20 protein-coding genes are annotated in these 16,533 nt (G+C 62.8%); 4 read left to right on the top strand and 16 right to left on the bottom strand.

All coding sequences use genetic code 11. The features are described 5' to 3' along the window. The 16 genes from fliF to C7I85_RS11560 all read right to left on the bottom strand — a co-directional run bounded on the left by fliF (position 1) and on the right by C7I85_RS11560 (position 13,031). On the bottom strand, positions 1–1,644 hold the full coding sequence (gene fliF, locus C7I85_RS11635; protein WP_106724161.1) for a flagellar basal-body MS-ring/collar protein FliF: 1,644 nt from the start codon (positions 1,642–1,644) through the stop codon (positions 1–3). Positions 1,645–1,763: 119 nt separating this feature from the next. After that, positions 1,764–2,543, bottom strand: coding sequence for a flagellin (locus C7I85_RS11630; RefSeq protein WP_106724160.1), 780 nt, complete (start codon positions 2,541–2,543; stop codon positions 1,764–1,766). Positions 2,544–2,803: 260 nt separating this feature from the next. After that, entirely contained in the window at positions 2,804–3,535 is a 732-nt protein-coding gene (gene fliP, locus C7I85_RS11625; RefSeq protein WP_106724159.1) for a flagellar type III secretion system pore protein FliP, read from the bottom strand. Beyond that, positions 3,532–4,020, bottom strand: a complete 489-nt coding sequence (locus C7I85_RS11620; RefSeq protein WP_106724158.1) for a flagellar basal body-associated FliL family protein — start codon at positions 4,018–4,020, stop codon at positions 3,532–3,534. The genes fliP and C7I85_RS11620 overlap by 4 nt, the downstream gene beginning before the upstream one ends. An 18-nt stretch (positions 4,021–4,038) precedes the next feature. Continuing rightward, positions 4,039–4,740: a flagellar basal body L-ring protein FlgH gene (gene flgH / locus C7I85_RS11615; RefSeq protein ID WP_106724157.1), complete on the bottom strand. Its 702-nt coding sequence runs from the start codon at positions 4,738–4,740 to the stop codon at positions 4,039–4,041. Continuing rightward, positions 4,737–5,318, bottom strand: a complete 582-nt coding sequence (locus tag C7I85_RS11610; RefSeq protein ID WP_106724156.1) for a MotE family protein — start codon at positions 5,316–5,318, stop codon at positions 4,737–4,739. Before C7I85_RS11610 ends, flgH begins: the two co-directional genes overlap by 4 nt. Positions 5,319–5,329: 11 nt before the next feature. Then, positions 5,330–6,577: a flagellar basal body P-ring protein FlgI gene (locus tag C7I85_RS11605; RefSeq protein ID WP_106724155.1), complete on the bottom strand. Its 1,248-nt coding sequence runs from the start codon at positions 6,575–6,577 to the stop codon at positions 5,330–5,332. Next, a complete protein-coding gene (gene flgA, locus C7I85_RS11600) occupies positions 6,574–7,047 on the bottom strand; it encodes a flagellar basal body P-ring formation chaperone FlgA (protein ID WP_106724154.1) in 474 nt (157 codons plus the stop codon). The genes C7I85_RS11605 and flgA overlap by 4 nt, the downstream gene beginning before the upstream one ends. A gap of 4 nt (positions 7,048–7,051) precedes the next feature. Next, entirely contained in the window at positions 7,052–7,840 is a 789-nt protein-coding gene (gene flgG, locus C7I85_RS11595) for a flagellar basal-body rod protein FlgG (RefSeq protein ID WP_106724153.1), read from the bottom strand. A 14-nt stretch (positions 7,841–7,854) separates the two neighbouring features. Then, a complete protein-coding gene (locus tag C7I85_RS11590; protein WP_106724152.1) occupies positions 7,855–8,172 on the bottom strand; it encodes a flagellar hook-basal body complex protein FliE in 318 nt (105 codons plus the stop codon). Continuing rightward, positions 8,169–8,588: a flagellar basal body rod protein FlgC gene (flgC, locus tag C7I85_RS11585; RefSeq protein ID WP_106724151.1), complete on the bottom strand. Its 420-nt coding sequence runs from the start codon at positions 8,586–8,588 to the stop codon at positions 8,169–8,171. The genes C7I85_RS11590 and flgC overlap by 4 nt, the downstream gene beginning before the upstream one ends. A 5-nt stretch (positions 8,589–8,593) precedes the next feature. Continuing rightward, a complete protein-coding gene (gene flgB, locus C7I85_RS11580) occupies positions 8,594–8,974 on the bottom strand; it encodes a flagellar basal body rod protein FlgB (RefSeq protein ID WP_106724150.1) in 381 nt (126 codons plus the stop codon). Positions 8,975–9,141: 167 nt separating this feature from the next. Next, positions 9,142–9,777, bottom strand: coding sequence for a hypothetical protein (locus tag C7I85_RS11575; protein ID WP_106724149.1), 636 nt, complete (start codon positions 9,775–9,777; stop codon positions 9,142–9,144). Beyond that, positions 9,758–11,170 (bottom strand): flagellar protein export ATPase FliI, encoded by a 1,413-nt coding sequence (gene fliI / locus C7I85_RS11570; RefSeq protein ID WP_106724148.1) that lies wholly within the window; start codon positions 11,168–11,170, stop codon positions 9,758–9,760. Before fliI ends, C7I85_RS11575 begins: the two co-directional genes overlap by 20 nt. A 9-nt stretch (positions 11,171–11,179) precedes the next feature. Next, a complete protein-coding gene (gene flgF / locus C7I85_RS11565; RefSeq protein WP_106724147.1) occupies positions 11,180–11,902 on the bottom strand; it encodes a flagellar basal-body rod protein FlgF in 723 nt (240 codons plus the stop codon). A 10-nt stretch (positions 11,903–11,912) separates the two neighbouring features. Further along, positions 11,913–13,031, bottom strand: a complete 1,119-nt coding sequence (locus C7I85_RS11560) for a DUF1217 domain-containing protein (protein ID WP_106724146.1) — start codon at positions 13,029–13,031, stop codon at positions 11,913–11,915. 177 nt (positions 13,032–13,208) lie between these two features. Between C7I85_RS11560 and motA the strand changes: the two genes are divergently transcribed. Genes motA through C7I85_RS11540 form a run of 4 tightly spaced genes read left to right on the top strand, consistent with a single transcriptional unit; the run spans position 13,209 to position 16,533 of the window. Beyond that, positions 13,209–14,084, top strand: a complete 876-nt coding sequence (motA, locus tag C7I85_RS11555) for a flagellar motor stator protein MotA (RefSeq protein WP_106724145.1) — start codon at positions 13,209–13,211, stop codon at positions 14,082–14,084. 34 nt (positions 14,085–14,118) lie between these two features. Further along, the gene (locus C7I85_RS11550; protein ID WP_106724144.1) at positions 14,119–15,051 is read left to right on the top strand and encodes a FliM/FliN family flagellar motor switch protein; all 933 of its coding nucleotides are present in this window, start codon (positions 14,119–14,121) and stop codon (positions 15,049–15,051) included. 41 nt (positions 15,052–15,092) lie between these two features. Beyond that, entirely contained in the window at positions 15,093–15,482 is a 390-nt protein-coding gene (gene fliN / locus C7I85_RS11545) for a flagellar motor switch protein FliN (protein ID WP_106724143.1), read from the top strand. Between the two features lie 43 nt (positions 15,483–15,525). Next, positions 15,526–16,533, top strand: coding sequence for a flagellar motor switch protein FliG (locus tag C7I85_RS11540; RefSeq protein WP_106724142.1), 1,008 nt, complete (start codon positions 15,526–15,528; stop codon positions 16,531–16,533).

Genomic DNA, 16,533 nt, shown 5'->3' with positions numbered 1-16,533 from the left:
TTAACCTGCGGCTTCCTGATGGGCCCACTTGCGCAGGATGAGCGCAGTGCGTTCCTCGTTGAGATCGACCATGCGGGCCAGGCGTTCCTGCGGCGCCGGCTTGAGCTTCCAGCGCAGGTCGTCCACCGGGTTATCGTCGAGCGGGGGCAGCTGGAACGGCTGGCCACCACCCAAATTCGCGAGACCCGGCAGAGGCAGCGGCATATCGTCGAAGCCAGGAGCCGGGAGTTCGAACGCTGAGCTGCTGCTGTTGCCGGTCAGGCTGGCAACCATCGGACGCAGGCCGAAGAAGGCTACGAGGAACACCACGACAACGAAGGCGGCGGCGTTGATGATGGTGCCGATGTGCTGGCCGAGCGCGTCGAGCATGCCCGGCTGCGGCACCTGCACGCCATCCAGCCCGTCGATGAACTCGACTGCCGACACGTTGATGAGGTCGCCGCGACCCTGGTCGAAGCCGGTGGCGGAGGCCACGACCTTCTGGATGTCGGCGACACGCTGGGCGATCATATCAGGCGTGGCATCCTTGCCTAGGATCTCCGTCAGGCGCTGCTGGTTGACCACGACCGCGATCGACATCTTGGTGACGGTGTAACCGTTGCTGACGGTGGCGATGCGCTTGGAGTTGATCTCGTAGTTGGTGGTCTCTTCCTTGCGCTCGTTCTGCTCGGAAGATTGCGGGCCTTGAGCCGGCGCGAGGTTGGCGTCCGGCAGGTTCTGCTCGACGGTGGCCGGAGCTGCGGCATCGCGACGGTTCGAATTCTCGTTGGCGCGCACCACCTGCACGGAACGTTCGACGCGCGACTCCGGATCGAAGATGGTCTCTTCGGTCTGTTTGGAGTCGGTGTTGATGTCGGCCTTGACGCTGGCGCGGAAGTTGTCAGGCCCGAGATAAGGGGCCAGCGCGCGGCGGATGTTTTCCGCGATTTGCGTCTCGACGGTGTGCTCGACGCCGAGCGAGCGGCTGGCGCTGGAATTGATCGGGTCGTCGCCCGTGGCAAGCAGGTTGCCGCTCGAATCGAGAACCGTAACCTTGTCGGCGCTCAGTCCGGGCACGGCGGCGGCGACGAGCTGGCGGATCGACATTGCGCTCTTAATGGAGTCGATATCGTTGGAAGCGCGGATGACGACCGAGGCTGAAGGCGGCTGCTCTTCGCGGCGGAAATTTGCGCGCTCGGGCAGAACGATGTGGACGCGCGCGGCACGAATGCCGTTGATCGACTGGATCGTGCGGGCGATCTCGCCTTCCAGCGCACGCACGCGGGTGATCTGCTGCATGAAGGAGGTCAGGCCGAGCGAACCGACATTGTCGAACAGCTCATAGCCGGCATTGGTGCTGGTGGGCAGGCCCTTTTCGGCGAGCAGCATGCGCGCATTGGCTGTCTTGCCGACGGGAACCAGCACCGAGGTGCCGTCCGAACCGATGTCGAAGGGAATACCTGCCTCGCCGAGGACGACCCCGATCTGGTTCACGTCGGAGCGTTCAAGCCCGACATAGAGCGTCTCGTAGGCGGGGCGGTTGAGATAGACGGCGCCGATGCCGATCACGGCCAGCACGATGGCGGCCACCGCGGCCATCATCCCAAGCTTGCGTGGGCCAAAGCTCTGCAGATTCGAGATGATTGTCTGAAGTTGCTGCGGCACGGTCGGACGGCTCCTGCATGTCTATCCGCCGGGACAGTAGAGGCCGAAGCTTGTGCGAAAATGAATCGGGCCGCACCCCGAAGAGCGCGGCCCGAAGTCTGTCAGCGATACGAGATCGATTAGCCGCGGAAGAGCGACAGGATCGACTGCGTGCTGGAGTTGGCGATCGACAGCGCCTGGATGCCGAGCTGCTGCTGGGTCTGCAGAGCCGAGAGGCGAGCCGATTCGGCATTCATGTCGGCGTCGACGAGCGAGCCAATGCCGCGGTCGACAGCGTCCATCAGCTTCGAGGTGAAGTCGAGCTGCGAGTCGATGCGGATCTTGGAAGCGCCCATGTCGGCGGCAGCTTCGCGCATGGCCTTGAGCGTCGACTCGGCGGTCCCGAGGTCAGAGAAGTCCGCCGCTTCGAGGTCGTAGGCGGCCACCGTGATCGTGTCGGCCGTACCCGAATCCTTGACGTAGCCGGCGAGAACGGTCAGGTCGCCACCACCAGTCTTCAGCAGGTTCTGGCCTTCAAAGTCGGCCGACTTGGCGATCTGCGCGATCTGGTCCTTGAGCGCGGTGATTTCCTTGTCGGTGGCGCCGGTATCGATGCCGCCCTGCTCGTTGGAAGCCAGCTTCGCGAGAATCTTCGTGCCGAGCTCGATAGCCGAGTTGAGGCCAGTGTACGCCGTATCGACGACGGCCGAGCCGAAGCCCAGCGATTCCTTGACCGACTGGTTGACGGCGTTCTGCGCCTTCATGCCGGTCGAGATCGACCAGTAAGCGGCATTGTCCGAAGCGGTCGAAACGCGGAGACCGGTCGCGATGCGGTTCTGGGTGGTGGCGAGGTTCTTGTTGGTCTGCGACAGCGTCTGCAGAGCGGTCATTGCGGACGCGTTGGTGAGAAGGCTCGACATGTGAATTGCCCCTTAAAGCAATGAAATTCTGGAGGGACATGCCGGGAGCTACCGGCCAGGATGGAGCGGCATCATGCCTGTGGCCTAGTCAAGCCACCCTCCCTGTATGACTATCTTTATGGAGGGGATTTCCTACCAAAAGACTAACGCATAGACCCAAAAACAAGAAATCGAACTTTGACTGGGATTTTGCGTAGATTCAAGGTGTTACAGGCACGCATACGCGAGCGATCGACCGGCGATGCAATGTCGAAAGGAAATCAAGAGAACGACCTCACGAGGCTGCCCACGAGCAGGTTCCAGCCGTCGATAAGCACGAAGAACAGGATCTTGAAGGGCAGCGACACGACGGTCGGCGGCAGCATCATCATGCCCATGGCCATGGTGATGGTCGCGACGATCAGGTCGATGACCAGGAAAGGCAGCACGATCAGGAAGCCGATTTCGAAGCCGCGGCGGATTTCCGAGATCATGAAGGCCGGCACCAGCACGCGAAGATCGACATTCTCGCGCGAAATCGTCTGGCCCTTTTCGCGGGCTAGATCGGCGAAAAGGTCGAAATCCTTGTCGCGCACATGCTTGACCATGAACTGGCGGAACGGATCGGAGATGCGCTCCAGCGCCTGCTGCTGGGTGATCTCGTTGTTCATCAGCGGCCGCACACCGTTGTTCCATGCCTGGTCGAAGGTAGGCGACATGACATAGAAGGTCATGAACAGCGAAAGGCTGATGAGGATCAGGTTAGCCGGCGTCGATTGCAGGCCCATGCCAGAGCGCAGGATCGAGAAGGCGATGACGAAGCGCGTGAAGCTCGTCACCATGATGAGCAGGCCAGGCGCCACCGAGAGCACGGTGAGCAGGCCGAACATCTGGATGATGTAGCCGACGGTCTGTCCGTCGGCCTGGCCGATGGCCCCAAGGTTGATCTGCTGTGCGCTCGCGGCCGATGCGGTCGCGATCAGGGTAAGGGCGGTAAGGGCGAGTTTTTTCATTCGAACAGCAGCGTTTGTATGAGCACCTGCTTGACGTGGCCGTCGCTGCGGATCCTGGCCCGATCCTCAAGATCGGCCTTCAGGTTGCGGAGGCCCGTGGCTCCTTCGATCTGATAGACGCGAAGGGTGCGCAGATAGGCGAGGAAGTCCTGATGGATATCATCGGCGAGCGCCTGCGGCGCCGGCCCGTCGAGCACGATGGAAGCTTCGATGCGCAGCCACATGTCGCTCGGCACAGCGAGGTTGGTGGTCAAAGGGGCGAGCTTGATCTCGACACGCTTTGCTTCCGCTTCCGCTGGTTTCTCGGCCGCGTGGCCGTCATGCGACGCGGCCTCTTCCGTTTTGGTGGCCTGGTCGCTGTACAGATATTGACCGGAAACCCAGCCAAGCCCGACCGCGGCCAAAGTCATGGCAAGCAGCACTGCGCCCTGGATGAGTAGGGAAGGCCCTTTGGCTTTGGGATCTGCTAGCTCGATCATCGACATGGCGTATGGTTCCCAGGTCTAGAAGGGCAGCACGTTGTCGAGGACCTGCTGGCCGTAGGGCGGCTGCTGGACCTCGGTCAGGCGCCCGCGACCGCCATAGGAAATGCGCGCCTCGGCGATGCGGTCGTAGGGAATGGTGTTGTTCGGCCCGATGTCTTGCGGCCGGACGATGCCGGCGATGGTCAGCACGCGCAGCTCCGCGTTCACGCGCACTTCCTGCGAACCGCTGATGACCAGATTGCCATTGGGCAGCACGTCGCCGACGACCGCGGCAACCGACAGTTCGATAGTTTCCGAACGCTCGGTCCTGCCTGAGCCCTTGGTTGAGGTGTTGGAATTCACATTGGCGTCGAAGGAGCCGCCCTGCTTGGCACCATTCCAGCCGAAATTCATGCCAGCGCCGAGCGTTCGGCCTACCTTGCGGTCGCGGTCGGATTCATTCTTGAAGCGGGCGCGGTCGTTGATCTCGATCTTGACGGTCAGGATGTCGCCCGGCGCCAGGGCGCGCGCGTCGGTGAACAGCCTCTGCGCGCGGTCGTTCCAAAGCGAATAGCGCTTGCCCGGCGTGGTGGGCTGCTGGGGATAGCTGTAGAGTTCGGGCGGCCGTCCCAGCCCCGCACCGACGGGGGTGAGGGCAGGCTCCTTGCCGATCTCTTCCGGCCTGGTCGCGCAGCCGGACAGGGCCGTCACGGCCAGGGCAACAAGGGCGAGGCGTTTCATGAAGGGTCTTCCTTGCGCGTGGCGCTGGCCATGATGGCGGTCAGCGCGGCGGCGGCTTTGCTATTCATTTCGTTGAGGATCACGCCGGCCTTGCGGGCGTCGAGCTTCATCAGGATGCCGGCAGCGACGAGCACGTCCACCGACGCCAGCCGCTCGGCGGCGGCATCGGGCTTCATGGTCGAGTAGATCTTGACGACATTGTCCTCTGTCTTCGACAGGAAATCGTTGCGCCGCCTCAGCCAGCCTTCGTATTCGGCGCGCTTTTCCTCCAGCAGCTTCATGCGCTGGTCGATGTCTTTCTGCAGCGCCTCGAGTTCCTGCCGCTGCAGCGCATAGCGACGGTCGCGGGCGGCGTCGGTGATGTTGGAGCAGAAGCGCTCGATCTCGGTCTGCTGCGGCTCGGCGCCGGCGGGTGGGACCGTGCCTGTGGTTTCGGCGCTTGCCGGCTCCGCCGCGGCTTCCTCGTTGGAGGCCATTTCGGCGGCCGCCGGGCTGGCGCACAGCAGCAACGTTGCCGCAATGCCCGCCAGCAGCCGGCTCTGAAGCGTCGGGATTTTGGAAGGAGGAAGCGCGGTCATTGGCGGTCCACCTATTGCAGCACGAGGTCGGCCTGCAGGGCGCCGGCAGATTTGATGCCCTGAAGGATGGCGATGATGCCCGCCGGCTTCACGCCGAGCCGGTTGAGGCCTGCCACCAGCGTTTCAAGGTTCGGTCCGTCGAGGATGGCAACCTTGGCGTTCGGCTGTGCGATGTCGATGGCCGTGGAAGGCTCGACCGCCGTGACACCGCGCGAGAACGGCTCAGGTTGCACGACCTTGGGCATCTCGGTGACGCGCACCGTCAGCGTGCCGTGGCTGATCGCGACGCGAGAGATCCGCACGTCCTGGCCGATCACGATGGTGCCGGTGCGCTCGTCGACGACGACGCGAGCCGGGGCATCTGTTTCGACCACCAGGTTCTCGAGTTCCGCATAGAAGCGGGCCGTGGAGATGCCTTGCGGCCGGCGGATCATGACCGTCCGCGCATCCTGCTCAGCCGCAACACGCTTGCCGAAGCGCGCGGAGGAATATTCGTTGATCACGTCCGCGACGCGCACCGCAGTCGAGTAATCTGCATTGCGCAGCTGCAGCGTCAGCACGGCCTGGTCGCCGAGTGCGGCCTGCACCTGGCGCTCGATGATCGCGCCGTTGGGCACGCGGCCGGCAGTCGGCACGCCCTGCGTGACGCGTTCGGCCTGGCCCTGTGCGTCGAAGCCGGAAATGAAGACCGGCCCCTGCGCCACGGCATAGATTTCGCCGTCTGCCGCCTTCAGAGGCGTCATGATCAGCGTGCCGCCCTGGAGAGAGGTTGCGTCGCCCATCGAGGAGACGCTGACGTCGATGCGGGTGCCGGATTGCACGAAGGGCGGCATGTTGGCCGTGACGATGACGGCGGCGACGTTCTTGGCGCGCGTGCGGCCGCCTTCGCTGGCGATGCCGAGATTTTCCAGCATGGCGCGGATGGACTGCTCGGTGAAGGGTGCGTTGCGCAGGCTGTCGCCCGTGCCCTGCAGGCCGATCACGAGACCGTAGCCGACCAACTGGTTGTCACGCGAGCTCTGAAGCTGCGCAATGTCCTTGATGCGCGAGATCGGGCCGCCCGAGCCGGGGATATGGCTCGTGGCATAGCGGCTGTCGGTGGTGACGAAGCCGCCACCGTCGATATCACCGGCGCCCGGCGCGGTTGCACCGGCGACGGGACCCTTCAAGGTGCCCGGAAGCTGGCCCTCGGGGCCGTCCGCGAAGGCAGGCTGCAATCCGAGGAGAACAGCGAGAGTAAGAGTGAATGCGCGGATCATAGATCGCTGACCCGAATTGTGCCGTCGGCCATCACGGTGCCGCTGATGATCTTGCCGCTGTCGATGTTGCGAACCTTCACGAGATCTCCGGCGGATCCTGGCTGAAGCGTGACCGCAGCCGCTGAAATGGTAAGCGGACCCGAGATGAAAACCATCTGAACCGATGCGCCCTGTTCGACCAGCCAGGCGTCGCGCACGGCTGCCATCGCGATGTAGCGTCCGGGCAGCAGCGTGCGGCGGGCGATCTTGCCTTCGATGTCGTTGATCGACATCGCGACGGCGGAAGGCGGCACCTTGCCGTCGCGCAGTATCACTTCCCTCAACGCATCGGCCGGAATGGCCTCGCCGGGATAGATGACGCGATTGGTGACCGCCACCGTCTCTCCGGACATTGCCGGCGCGGCGCCCGCAATCAGCGTCAGGCCGGCTGCGGCCGCGACGACGAGACGGTGAAAGGCGCGCAACGTCATGCTCTTACCTGATGTTCTTCGAAACGACCGCTGCCATCTCGTCGGCGGCCTGAATGACCTTCGAGTTCATTTCATAGGCACGCTGGGCCGAGATCAGTTCGGTGATTTCCTTGACCGGATCGACGTTGGAGGCTTCCAGATAGCCCTGCTGAACCTGGGCGAAGCCGGGATCGCCGGGTACGCCGACATTGGCAGGGCCGGAGGCTACGGTTTCCTGGAACAGATTGTCGCCAAGCGGAGCAAGACCTGCTTCGTTGACGAAATTGGCAAGCGTCAGCTGGCCCAGCTGCTGGAGATCGGTCTGGCCGTCGAGCCGCGCGAAGACTTGACCCGACTTGTTGACGATGATTTCGACAGCGTCGGTGGGAACCGTGATTGCCGGCAAAACGGTAAAGCCGTCAGCGGTGACCAACTGGCCCGTGCCGTTGATGTTGAAGGCGCCCGCGCGGGTGTAGAGCGTCTGGCCATCCGCGCCTTCGACCTGGAACCAGCCCTTGCCGGTCAGCGCGAGATCGTAGGAATTGCCGGTGTTGGTGAGCGATCCCTGGATGTGGACGTTGCGCACCGCCGCGGTCTTGACGCCAAGACCGATCGAAGCACCCTCGGGCACAACGTTGGCATTGGCGCGGTTCGGCACGCCCTGCAGCCGGTCGACCTGGTAGATCAGATCCGAAAACTCGGCGCGTGCGCGCTTGTAGCCGGTGGTGTTGATGTTGGCGATGTTGTTGGCGATGACCTCGAGATTGGTCTGCTGGGCGTTCATGCCGGTGGCGGCGATGGCGAGCGCTTTCATGATACCGGCTTCCCTCAGATGGCCATGCGGCTGATTTCGAGATAGGCGGTGACGATCTTGTCGCGGATCGCGACTGCCGCCTGCAGCGACTGCTCGGCATTCATGACCGCGTCTGCGACCTGGCGCATGTCGGCGTCGCCCTGCAGCGCCTTGACCGAGACCTGCTCTGCGTTCTGGAGCGTCCCGATGGTGCGATCTGCCACGTCCGAAACCATGGCCGCGAAGGACTGGCCTGCATCGATGCCGGTGGGAGCGCCGGTCGGGGACATGCCGGTGACGCTGCCGGCATCCTTCGACAGGATCTGGTTTACTGCGCCGACGCCGCTGATCATGATTGGCCTTTCATAAGATCGATGGTCATGGAAATGAGGTCGCGCGCCTGTTTGACGACCTGGAGATTGGCTTCGTAGGAGCGGTTGGCCTCGGTCATGTCGGCCATTTCGACCAGCACGTTGACGTTGGGCATCTTCACGTAGCCCTTGTCGTCCGCGGCTTCGTGACCGGGCAGATACTCGGTCGGGTATGCCGAGTGATCGCGGTCGATCGAGGCGACATTGACCAGGGAGGCTCCCACCTGGCGGTCGAGCGCGGCGGAGAAGATGATGGTCTTACGCTGATAGGGTTCCGAGCCCGGCGTGCTGCCGGTCGACTGGGCGTTGGCCAGGTTTTCCGAGACGATGCGCAGTCGTTCGGATTGGGCGGTCAGGCCGGAAGCGGCGACCTTGAGCGTGGCGGAAAGCGCGTCCATGCCGGTCAGCCCTTCACGCTCAGCATCATCATGCGATGAAACGATTTGACGATCGCCGTGTTGAGCTCGAAGGTGCGGCGCACGTCGCCGGCCTTCATCAGTTCGTTCTCAAGCACGACCGAGTTTTTCGACGGCAGCACAGAGTTCGTGGTGTTTTCGTTGCGCACGGCAAAGGCCGCATTGGTGACGCCGGCGGCGAAGTGGCCTTCCTGCGTGGCGGTCAGCCCGACGCTCTTGTTGTTGAGAACCTTCTCGAAAGGCTCAACTTCGGCGGTGCCGTAGCCGGGCGTGTTCACATTGGCGATGTTGCCGGCAATGGCCGACTGGCGAACGGAAAGCCACTGCGATTGCGTGGAAGCGAGATTGAATAAATTGACAGGCTGCATAGAAATCTCCGGCAGATTTCCAGACTGTAGGCAGCCAGTCTTGCGCGGGCCTTGCGCCGATTCAGGAACTGTTAACCCTTGATCGAGGTGGCGCGGCGAAACGCGACGGTTGAAGCGGTGTCCGACATGGAAGCCAGATGCCGCTTTAACCAGGATGATGGCCGTGCTTAGCGCGAGAGTTCCACGACCTTGTCGGCGCTGGTGACCATGATCCATTTGCCGGCGCGTTGCTGGATGGAGGCAACGCGACTGTTATCGGGCAGCAAAGCGCCCGGCTGGACCACCCAAAGGCCAGCTTCGTCCTCGATGAGAGCCCGACCGTTGACGGCATGGACCATGCGATAAGGCATTTCCACGACAGGGAACGGCTGGTTGGGCACCGCCACGCGCTCGTCCTTGTCGGGAAGCGTGCCGGTGGGGAAAAAGTCGATCTTGTCGAGCGCCGCGATGTCATCCGATGGGAAGTCGTTACCCGCCAGCCTATGGGAGATCGAGGCGACCGGCCTGCGCCCGCCATGACCGTCTCCACCGAACTTCAGAGCCTGAACGCCGAACTTGTCGGGGTTGAAGAAGATGTACCAGGGAAACAGCGCGCAGACGAGGCCGAGGGTGATGCCCATTCCGGCGATGATGAGATCGCCGCGACGGTCCGCCTTGCGTGCGCCTTCCGAACCGACGCCCCAGCGCTCGAGCAGCCGCAGCACCCTGAAGCGCTTCCTGCGCTCCTGACGCGCCTGCATTTCAACTTCCTGCTCCTTCTCGAGCATCTGTTGAAGGGTTTGCTCAATCTGGCTGAGCTGCATTGGGCTTGTCCTTCGCTCTGAGGTGGCGGGCCAGATCGGCCAAAGGGTCGGTCGAAGGCTGGTCGGCCGGCGATTGCGTCAGCACTTCGTAGACCAGCGGCACCTGGCGCACGGCCATGTCGAGTTCGGCGTCCATTCCGGGCTGATAGGCACCGAGCAGGCGGATGTCGCGAGTGTCCTCGAAGCGCGAAATCATGGCTTTGAGCCGTGTCACCAGCATTCGCTCGTCCTCGCTCCAAGCCTTGCCGGCAAGGCGCGAGATGGAAGCCAGAGGGTTGACCGCGGGGAAGCGGCCTTGCTCGGCAATGGCGCGGTCGAGCACGATGTGCCCGTCGAGAATACCGCGCACCGAATCCGCCACCGGATCGTTATGATCGTCGCCATCGACCAGCACCGAGATGATGGCGGTGATGGAGCCCGATCCCTCCACGCCGGGGCCGGCGCGCTCCAGCAGCTTGGGCAGATCGGTGAAAACCGAAGCAGGATAGCCCCGCGCGATCGGCGGCTCGCCTGTGCCGATGGCGACCTCGCGCAGGGCATGGGCAAAGCGGGTGATCGAATCGAGCACCAGCAGCACGCGATCGCCGCGTTCGCGAAAGCACTCGGCCACCCGCATGGCGGTGTCCGGCGCGCGCCGGCGCATCATGGCGCTCTCGTCGCTGGTGGCCACCACGGCCACCGTCTTGGCCATGCCGGCCTTGCCGATGGTGTCTTCCAGGAATTCGCGCACCTCTCGGCCGCGTTCGCCAACCAGCGCCACGACGACGGTATCGAAGGCCTCGGCGCTGGCCAGCATGGCCAGAAGCGTCGACTTGCCGACGCCGGAGCCGGCGAAGATGCCCAGGCGCTGGCCGAAGCAGATCGGGGTGAAGATGTCGATGACACGCACGCCGGTGAGGAACGAGGTGGCGACGCGCTGGCGGGCGAGGGCAGCCGGCGGCGTGGCATCGCCGACTTCGTGGGACTCGCCCTCGATCAGCGCCGGGCCGCCGTCGATCGGGCGGGCGAGCGAGTCGATCACGCGGCCGCGCCAGGAAGCATGAGGAGCAATAGCGAAGGGGCCACGATTGAAGACGAGATCGCCAACGCCGGCGTCCGCGGTACGCTCGAAGGGAGCGATGAGCACCTCCTCGGCGTCGATCTGTATGATCTCACCGCGCCGCGTACCCGTGTTGCCCCGATGTTCGACAATGTCGCCGAGCCGAGCCGTGCTCGAAAGACCGTGCGCCCGATAGTTGGTCGGCGACACTTCCGTTATGCGTCCGCCGCGCTTGACGAGCGTGCGCTCGTCGGCAATGCGCCGGAAGCTTCGCTCAAGGATCGTCAGCCGGTTGTTCCGTTGGTGCTCGGACGTGTCAGTCGGGGTAGCCGCAACCGGCAAGGCGTTCGACATCTGTCGTGCTTACTTCGAGCCCAACGTGCGAACGGCTTCGCTGAAGGTCTGGTCGGAGCTGCGCATCAGGGCGGCGGTGTTTTCGAACGCGCGCTGAACCGTGATCAGATGCGTCATCTCGAGAACCGGATTGACATTGGACTCTTCGATGAAGCCCTGGGCCACGCCGACGTCGACGCGGTCGACGACCGGTTCGGGCTGGCCGTTGGGAATGATGCCGGAGTTGGCGTAGCGGGTGAAATTGAGACCCGGGTCGAAATTGTAGAGGCCGAGTGCGCCGACCGCGTTGCCGTTCTGGCGCAGCATGCCATCGGCGCTCGCTTCCGGCACGCCTTCGCGCGGATCGAGCTGGATCGGCGCGCCGCCAGCGTCGAGCACCGGGTAGCCTTCGACGGTGACCAGTTCGCCGTTCTCCGTCAGGGTGAAGCGGCCGTCGCGCGTCATGACGGTGCCGGCTGGCGTCTGGATGCCGAACCACGCGTCGCCCTTGATCGCAAAGTCGAGCGGGTTGCCGGTTTGGCGCAGCCCTCCGGATTGCGTCGACAGATAGGTGTCTCCGGTGGAGACGAATGCCATCGATTTCTGGCCGAGACCGGACACGACATCTTCGAACTTCACGCCGGTGGCGCGAAAGCCGACGGTTGACGCGTTCGCGACGTTGTCGGCGATCGTGTTTAGCCGGCGCTCCAGCGCGATCTGCGACGAAAGGGCGACGTAAAGACCATCCTGCACGTACTTGTCCTCATCTCTTCATTTTCTGGATTGCCAGCATCAGGTTGGTCGACACACCGTATTCGACGGGCTGGAACAGGACGCTGAGCGAGGTCTGTTCGGTCGTGGACGGGTTGTCCATCTCCCACATGGTGGTGAATCTCGTGAGCAGCTTGTCCAGCGCCTTCGGGTCAGAAAAATCGCTGATCTTCAATCGCTTTTCTAGATACTGGGCCTGCTTGTCTATGTCCGTCTGAGCGAACGAATCGGGTAGGCCGAGCATGGTACGAACCACCTGGGAGAGCGCGGTATCGCCCAGAATCTGGTAGAAGCTGGTGATTGTTGGAGCCTTGCGCTGGAAATAGAGCGCCAGGCGCACGCCCTCATTGTCCTTGCCGGCGTCCTCTTCCAGAGTCTGTCTGAAGTATTTGGCGGTGGCCGGCTGTTGCGCCGCGTTGTAGGTAGTGGCGCTCTCGCCGAGCGCCTCGAAATTGTAGGCGGTCACGAAGGCTTTGAGCCGCGTATTGTCCGACTTGTTGGCAAGGCTTTTGGTGTCGCGCACCCCGCCTTCCAACATCTTTCGCATGTCTTCCTTGCTAAAGTCGCTAGTGCTCAACCCGAAAGCCTTCATGGCATATTGGTAGAGCCTGTCGTTGGACAGCAGGCCGTCGATGGACGTCACTTTGACGATGTTCGCCAGATAGTAGTTAGTCTCTGCCTTGACGGCATCCGAATTCGGATCGATGCCGTCGATCTTCACCTGGGTGGCGTAGTTCTGGGTCGCGAGCTGCTGCGCCATATTGTAGACGGTCGCTTGCTCGCCATATGCGGCGAAGTTAAAGGCTTTGACGAATTCGGCGTAGCGCTTGTCGGTAAGCTTGTTGGCAAAGCTGTTGGGGTCGGAGACGCCTTCCTTGAGGGCCTTGACCATGAAGGCCTTGGCGTAGGCCATGTCCTCGAGGCCGAAGGCCTTCATCGCGTATTTGAACAGCCGATCGTTCTTGACGAACTCGTCGATCGACTTAACCTTGGTGATATTCTCAAGGTAGTACTTCGTCTCGCGGTCCACCAAGGGCTGCTTTTGGACGCGGTTCAGCGACTTGTCGATGTCTCTCGTGATCAGCTGATAGCTGGCATAGGTGTTGAGCACTTGGCAGTCTCCGCCCGAACTTATCCGACGAGGCTATCCCAACTTCCTTGCGCGAAACTGAAGCTTGATCGTCGAATTGTCCCTTGTGGTGGAGACAGCACTGAACAGTGATTCAAGCCTCACACAAGGCACGGTCGCTACTGCTCGGATGGAAGTCGACTCGCGGAAGGACTGACGGTGGGCATTCTTATAGGTATCGTTGTGACCCTGGGCTGCGTGCTTGGTGGGTTCATGGCAATGGGCGGGCACGTCAACGTCCTCGTGCAGCCCTGGGAAGCTGTCATCATCATGGGTGCTTCGATCGGCACGTTCCTGGTCGCCAACCCGCTCTCGACGGTCAAGGACACTGCCAAGGGCTGCATGGAAGCCTTCAAACAGGCCGTGCCGAAGGAGCAGGACTATCTCGAGACGCTCGGCGTGCTGCACAGCCTGATGCGCGAGCTGCGCTCCAAATCGCGCAGCGAGGTGGAAGCCCATATCGACAACCCTGAAGGTTCGGTCATCTTCCAGGCTTTCCCGAGCGTCCTGAAGAAGACGGATCTCACGCATTTCATCTGCGACTATTGTCGCCTCATCATTATCGGCAGTGCGCGGCCGCACGAGATCGAAGCGCTGATGGATGAGGAAATCCACACCATCCGCGCCGACAAGCTGAAGCCCTATCACGCGCTGACGGCGATGGCCGACGGCCTGCCGGCTCTCGGCATCGTTGCTGCGGTGCTTGGCGTCGTGAAGGCGATGGGTGCGCTCGACCAGTCTCCCGAAATCCTCGGCGCGCTGATCGGCGCGGCCCTGGTCGGTACCTTCCTCGGCATCTTCCTGTCCTACGCGGTGGTCGGGCCGATCGCCACCAAGATCAAGATCGTGCGTGAGAAGAACAACCGTCTCTATGTGATCGTGAAGCAGACGCTGCTGGCCTATCTCAACGGCTCGCTGCCGCAGGTGGCCATCGAGTTCGGCCGGAAGACCATCTCCTCTTATGATCGCCCGTCGATCGACGCGGTCGAGCAGAGCACGATGAACACCAACTTCGACACGAAGAAGGCTGCGTGAGGACCGACGTGAGCGACCGGAATAGGGGGCAGACATGGTGAGCCCTGCGAGCCCAGCAGAAACACGCGCATTCATCATCGAGCGTCTGGTCGGCGATACCGGCGAGCCCGATCGCGTCATCTCCTCCGCGAAGGCACTAACCGAAAGGTCGCTTTCGGCTGTCATGCAGGGGCTGAACGGCAAGCTCGCTTCGCCGCTCGACATCGAGGTCCAGTCGGTGGAGCTGGGACGCTTCGCTCAGGCCCGCCCGTCGAACAGTCGCCATGCCATGACCATTGCGGCATCGGTTTCCTCGCCCGATGCCCTGATCCTGTCGATGGATCCGGCGGCGGTCGCGCTTGTCGTCCACGCTCTTTTCGGCGGCGATGTCGAACGGCCTGTCCAGCCGATCGATCGCGATTTGTCGCCCACTGAAGCCGAAGTCGCGACCATGGTGTTCGAAGAGATCGCCAAGGCCATGAACGGCACCGGTCCACGGGCGTTCGAGTTCCGGCTGCCATTGCCGGCGGCGATCACAGGCGGCGAACTTAAGCGGCACATCCTGCGCGATGGTCCGGCCGTGCGCGTGGTTTTCTCGATATCGGCGGGCGTGAACGCGGGGCTGATCGTTCTGACCATGCCACAGCGCGTGCTGCTCAAGCATCGCGGCGACGCTGGCGTAAAGGCCGAGAATGCCGAGCCGGAGGCCGAATGGCAGGAGCGCTTCGGCGAAGAAGTGAGGCGCTCGACCGTCACCCTGGAGGCGACGCTGCCGGTCGCTCGCATGACACTCGGCGAGATTGCCTTGCTGCAGGAAGGCCAGATCATCGAACTCGAAGAAGCGGCGCAGTCGCAGGCCCGGCTTTCTGCGCGCAACATGACGCTGTTTGTGTGCGAATTCGGTAAATTAGGGCAGAATTACACGGTCCGAATCAGGCATCCTTTCGATGCCGGCCAGGACCTCATGGATACGTTGTTGCCGGAATGACGCCTGGCGTTGTTTCGAGGTGGCCCGAAGTGGAGAGGCAGATGAACGAGATCGGCGCAGAAGTAGACGGCGATATCCCGGAGGACCAGCTCAACCGGGCAATCGAGGAACTGCGCGGAGCTCTCCACGAGGAGGACAAGCGGCCGCAGGAGAAGGCGAAGCCGGAGCGTCCGGCCTCGAACGCCGCTGTCATCATGAACATCCCGGTGGAAGTGCAGACCGTGCTCGGCAGCGCGGACATGCAGGTGTCGGAACTGATGGCCTTGCAGAAGGGGTCGACCGTGGCGCTCAACCGGCGCATCGGTGAGCCGGTCGACGTGGTGGTCAACGGCCGCAGGATCGCGCGCGGCGAAATCACCGTCCTGGAAAACGACCCGTCGCGCTTCGGCATCAAGCTGACGGAAATCATCACGGCGGCAAAGCCGGCATGATGCAGCATAGCGCCTCACTAGCCTTAGCAGGAATACTTTCGGCATGAATACGCTGGCCTCGCTGACGCGCGCGCAGAAGGCCGCGGCCATTCTTGTCGCCATGGGCAAGCCGTCGGCGAGCCGTATGCTGAAGTTCTTCAAGCAGGAGGAACTCAAGGCGCTGATCGAGGCCGCGCGGCTGCTGCGCACAATTCCGCAAGCCGATCTGGAGCAGATCGTCGCCGAGTTCGAGGCCGAGTTCATGGAAGGTGCGGGCCTGCTCGACTCTGCCGACGACATGAACGCGATCCTCACCGAGTCGCTTTCGCCCGAAGAGATGAACGCCATCATGGGGCGTGGCGGGTCCGGCATGCAGGAAGTGCTGACGCCGGTCTGGCCTGAAATGCAAAGGGTCGATCCGGCCCGTGTCGCAGATTTCCTGAACGTCGAGCATCCGCAGACCTCGGCAGTCATCATGTCGAAACTGGCGCCGTCGGCCGCAGCCAATGTGCTGCTGGCTCTCGAAAAGCCGCTTCGGGGCGAGATACTGAAACGCATGATGTCGATGGGTGTCATTCCCGACTCTGCGACGCAGATCGTTGAAAACCAGCTTCGCAGCCGCGTTCTTTCGGAGCGGGCAAACAAGGACATCTCTGCCGGCCAGAGCCGGGTCGCCAGCCTGCTCAACGAAATGAATAAGGATCAGGCCGACGAGGTCATGCGGGATCTGGAGCTGGAAGGCACCAGCGATCTCGATGGCATCCGCGCCCGCATGTTCTCCTTCGAGGACGTCGTCTTCCTTTCCCAGAAGGCGCGCGTTGCGCTGTTCGACGGACTGTCCACCGAAACGCTCACGCTCTGCCTGCGCGGCGCACCAGCCGAACTGGCCGAGGCGGTTCTGTCGTCCATCAGCGCGCGTACACGGCGCATGATCGAGTCCGAGCTTGGTCAGGGAGCAGACGAAGTGACCATGTCCGACGTGATCACCGCGAGGCGGGCCATCGCCTCCCAGGCGATCCGCATGTCGCTGGAAGGTGCCTTCGAACTGCCCAGCGCCCAAAGCGCAGCCTGA

Origin of the sequence: Pseudaminobacter soli (ex Li et al. 2025) (genome assembly GCF_003012705.1) — a bacterium.
In the GTDB taxonomy this organism is placed as follows: Bacteria; Pseudomonadota; Alphaproteobacteria; order Rhizobiales; family Rhizobiaceae; genus Pseudaminobacter; species Pseudaminobacter soli.
This window is presented reverse-complemented; position numbering and strand designations above follow the sequence as displayed.

Coding starts and splice junctions, on each gene's coding strand:
- C7I85_RS11630 (WP_106724160.1), bottom strand. CDS start 2,543: ATGTCGAGCCTTCTCACCAACGCGTCCGCAATGACCGCTCTGCAGACG.
- fliP (WP_106724159.1), bottom strand. CDS start 3,535: ATGAAAAAACTCGCCCTTACCGCCCTTACCCTGATCGCGACCGCATCG.
- C7I85_RS11620 (WP_106724158.1), bottom strand. CDS start 4,020: ATGTCGATGATCGAGCTAGCAGATCCCAAAGCCAAAGGGCCTTCCCTA.
- flgH (WP_106724157.1), bottom strand. CDS start 4,740: ATGAAACGCCTCGCCCTTGTTGCCCTGGCCGTGACGGCCCTGTCCGGC.
- C7I85_RS11610 (WP_106724156.1), bottom strand. CDS start 5,318: ATGACCGCGCTTCCTCCTTCCAAAATCCCGACGCTTCAGAGCCGGCTG.
- C7I85_RS11605 (WP_106724155.1), bottom strand. CDS start 6,577: ATGATCCGCGCATTCACTCTTACTCTCGCTGTTCTCCTCGGATTGCAG.
- flgA (WP_106724154.1), bottom strand. CDS start 7,047: ATGACGTTGCGCGCCTTTCACCGTCTCGTCGTCGCGGCCGCAGCCGGC.
- flgG (WP_106724153.1), bottom strand. CDS start 7,840: ATGAAAGCGCTCGCCATCGCCGCCACCGGCATGAACGCCCAGCAGACC.
- C7I85_RS11590 (WP_106724152.1), bottom strand. CDS start 8,172: ATGATCAGCGGCGTCGGCGCAGTAAACCAGATCCTGTCGAAGGATGCC.
- flgC (WP_106724151.1), bottom strand. CDS start 8,588: ATGGACGCGCTTTCCGCCACGCTCAAGGTCGCCGCTTCCGGCCTGACC.
- flgB (WP_106724150.1), bottom strand. CDS start 8,974: ATGCAGCCTGTCAATTTATTCAATCTCGCTTCCACGCAATCGCAGTGG.
- C7I85_RS11575 (WP_106724149.1), bottom strand. CDS start 9,777: ATGCAGCTCAGCCAGATTGAGCAAACCCTTCAACAGATGCTCGAGAAG.
- fliI (WP_106724148.1), bottom strand. CDS start 11,170: ATGTCGAACGCCTTGCCGGTTGCGGCTACCCCGACTGACACGTCCGAG.
- C7I85_RS11550 (WP_106724144.1), top strand. CDS start 14,119: ATGGTGAGCCCTGCGAGCCCAGCAGAAACACGCGCATTCATCATCGAG.
- fliN (WP_106724143.1), top strand. CDS start 15,093: ATGAACGAGATCGGCGCAGAAGTAGACGGCGATATCCCGGAGGACCAG.
- C7I85_RS11540 (WP_106724142.1), top strand. CDS start 15,526: ATGAATACGCTGGCCTCGCTGACGCGCGCGCAGAAGGCCGCGGCCATT.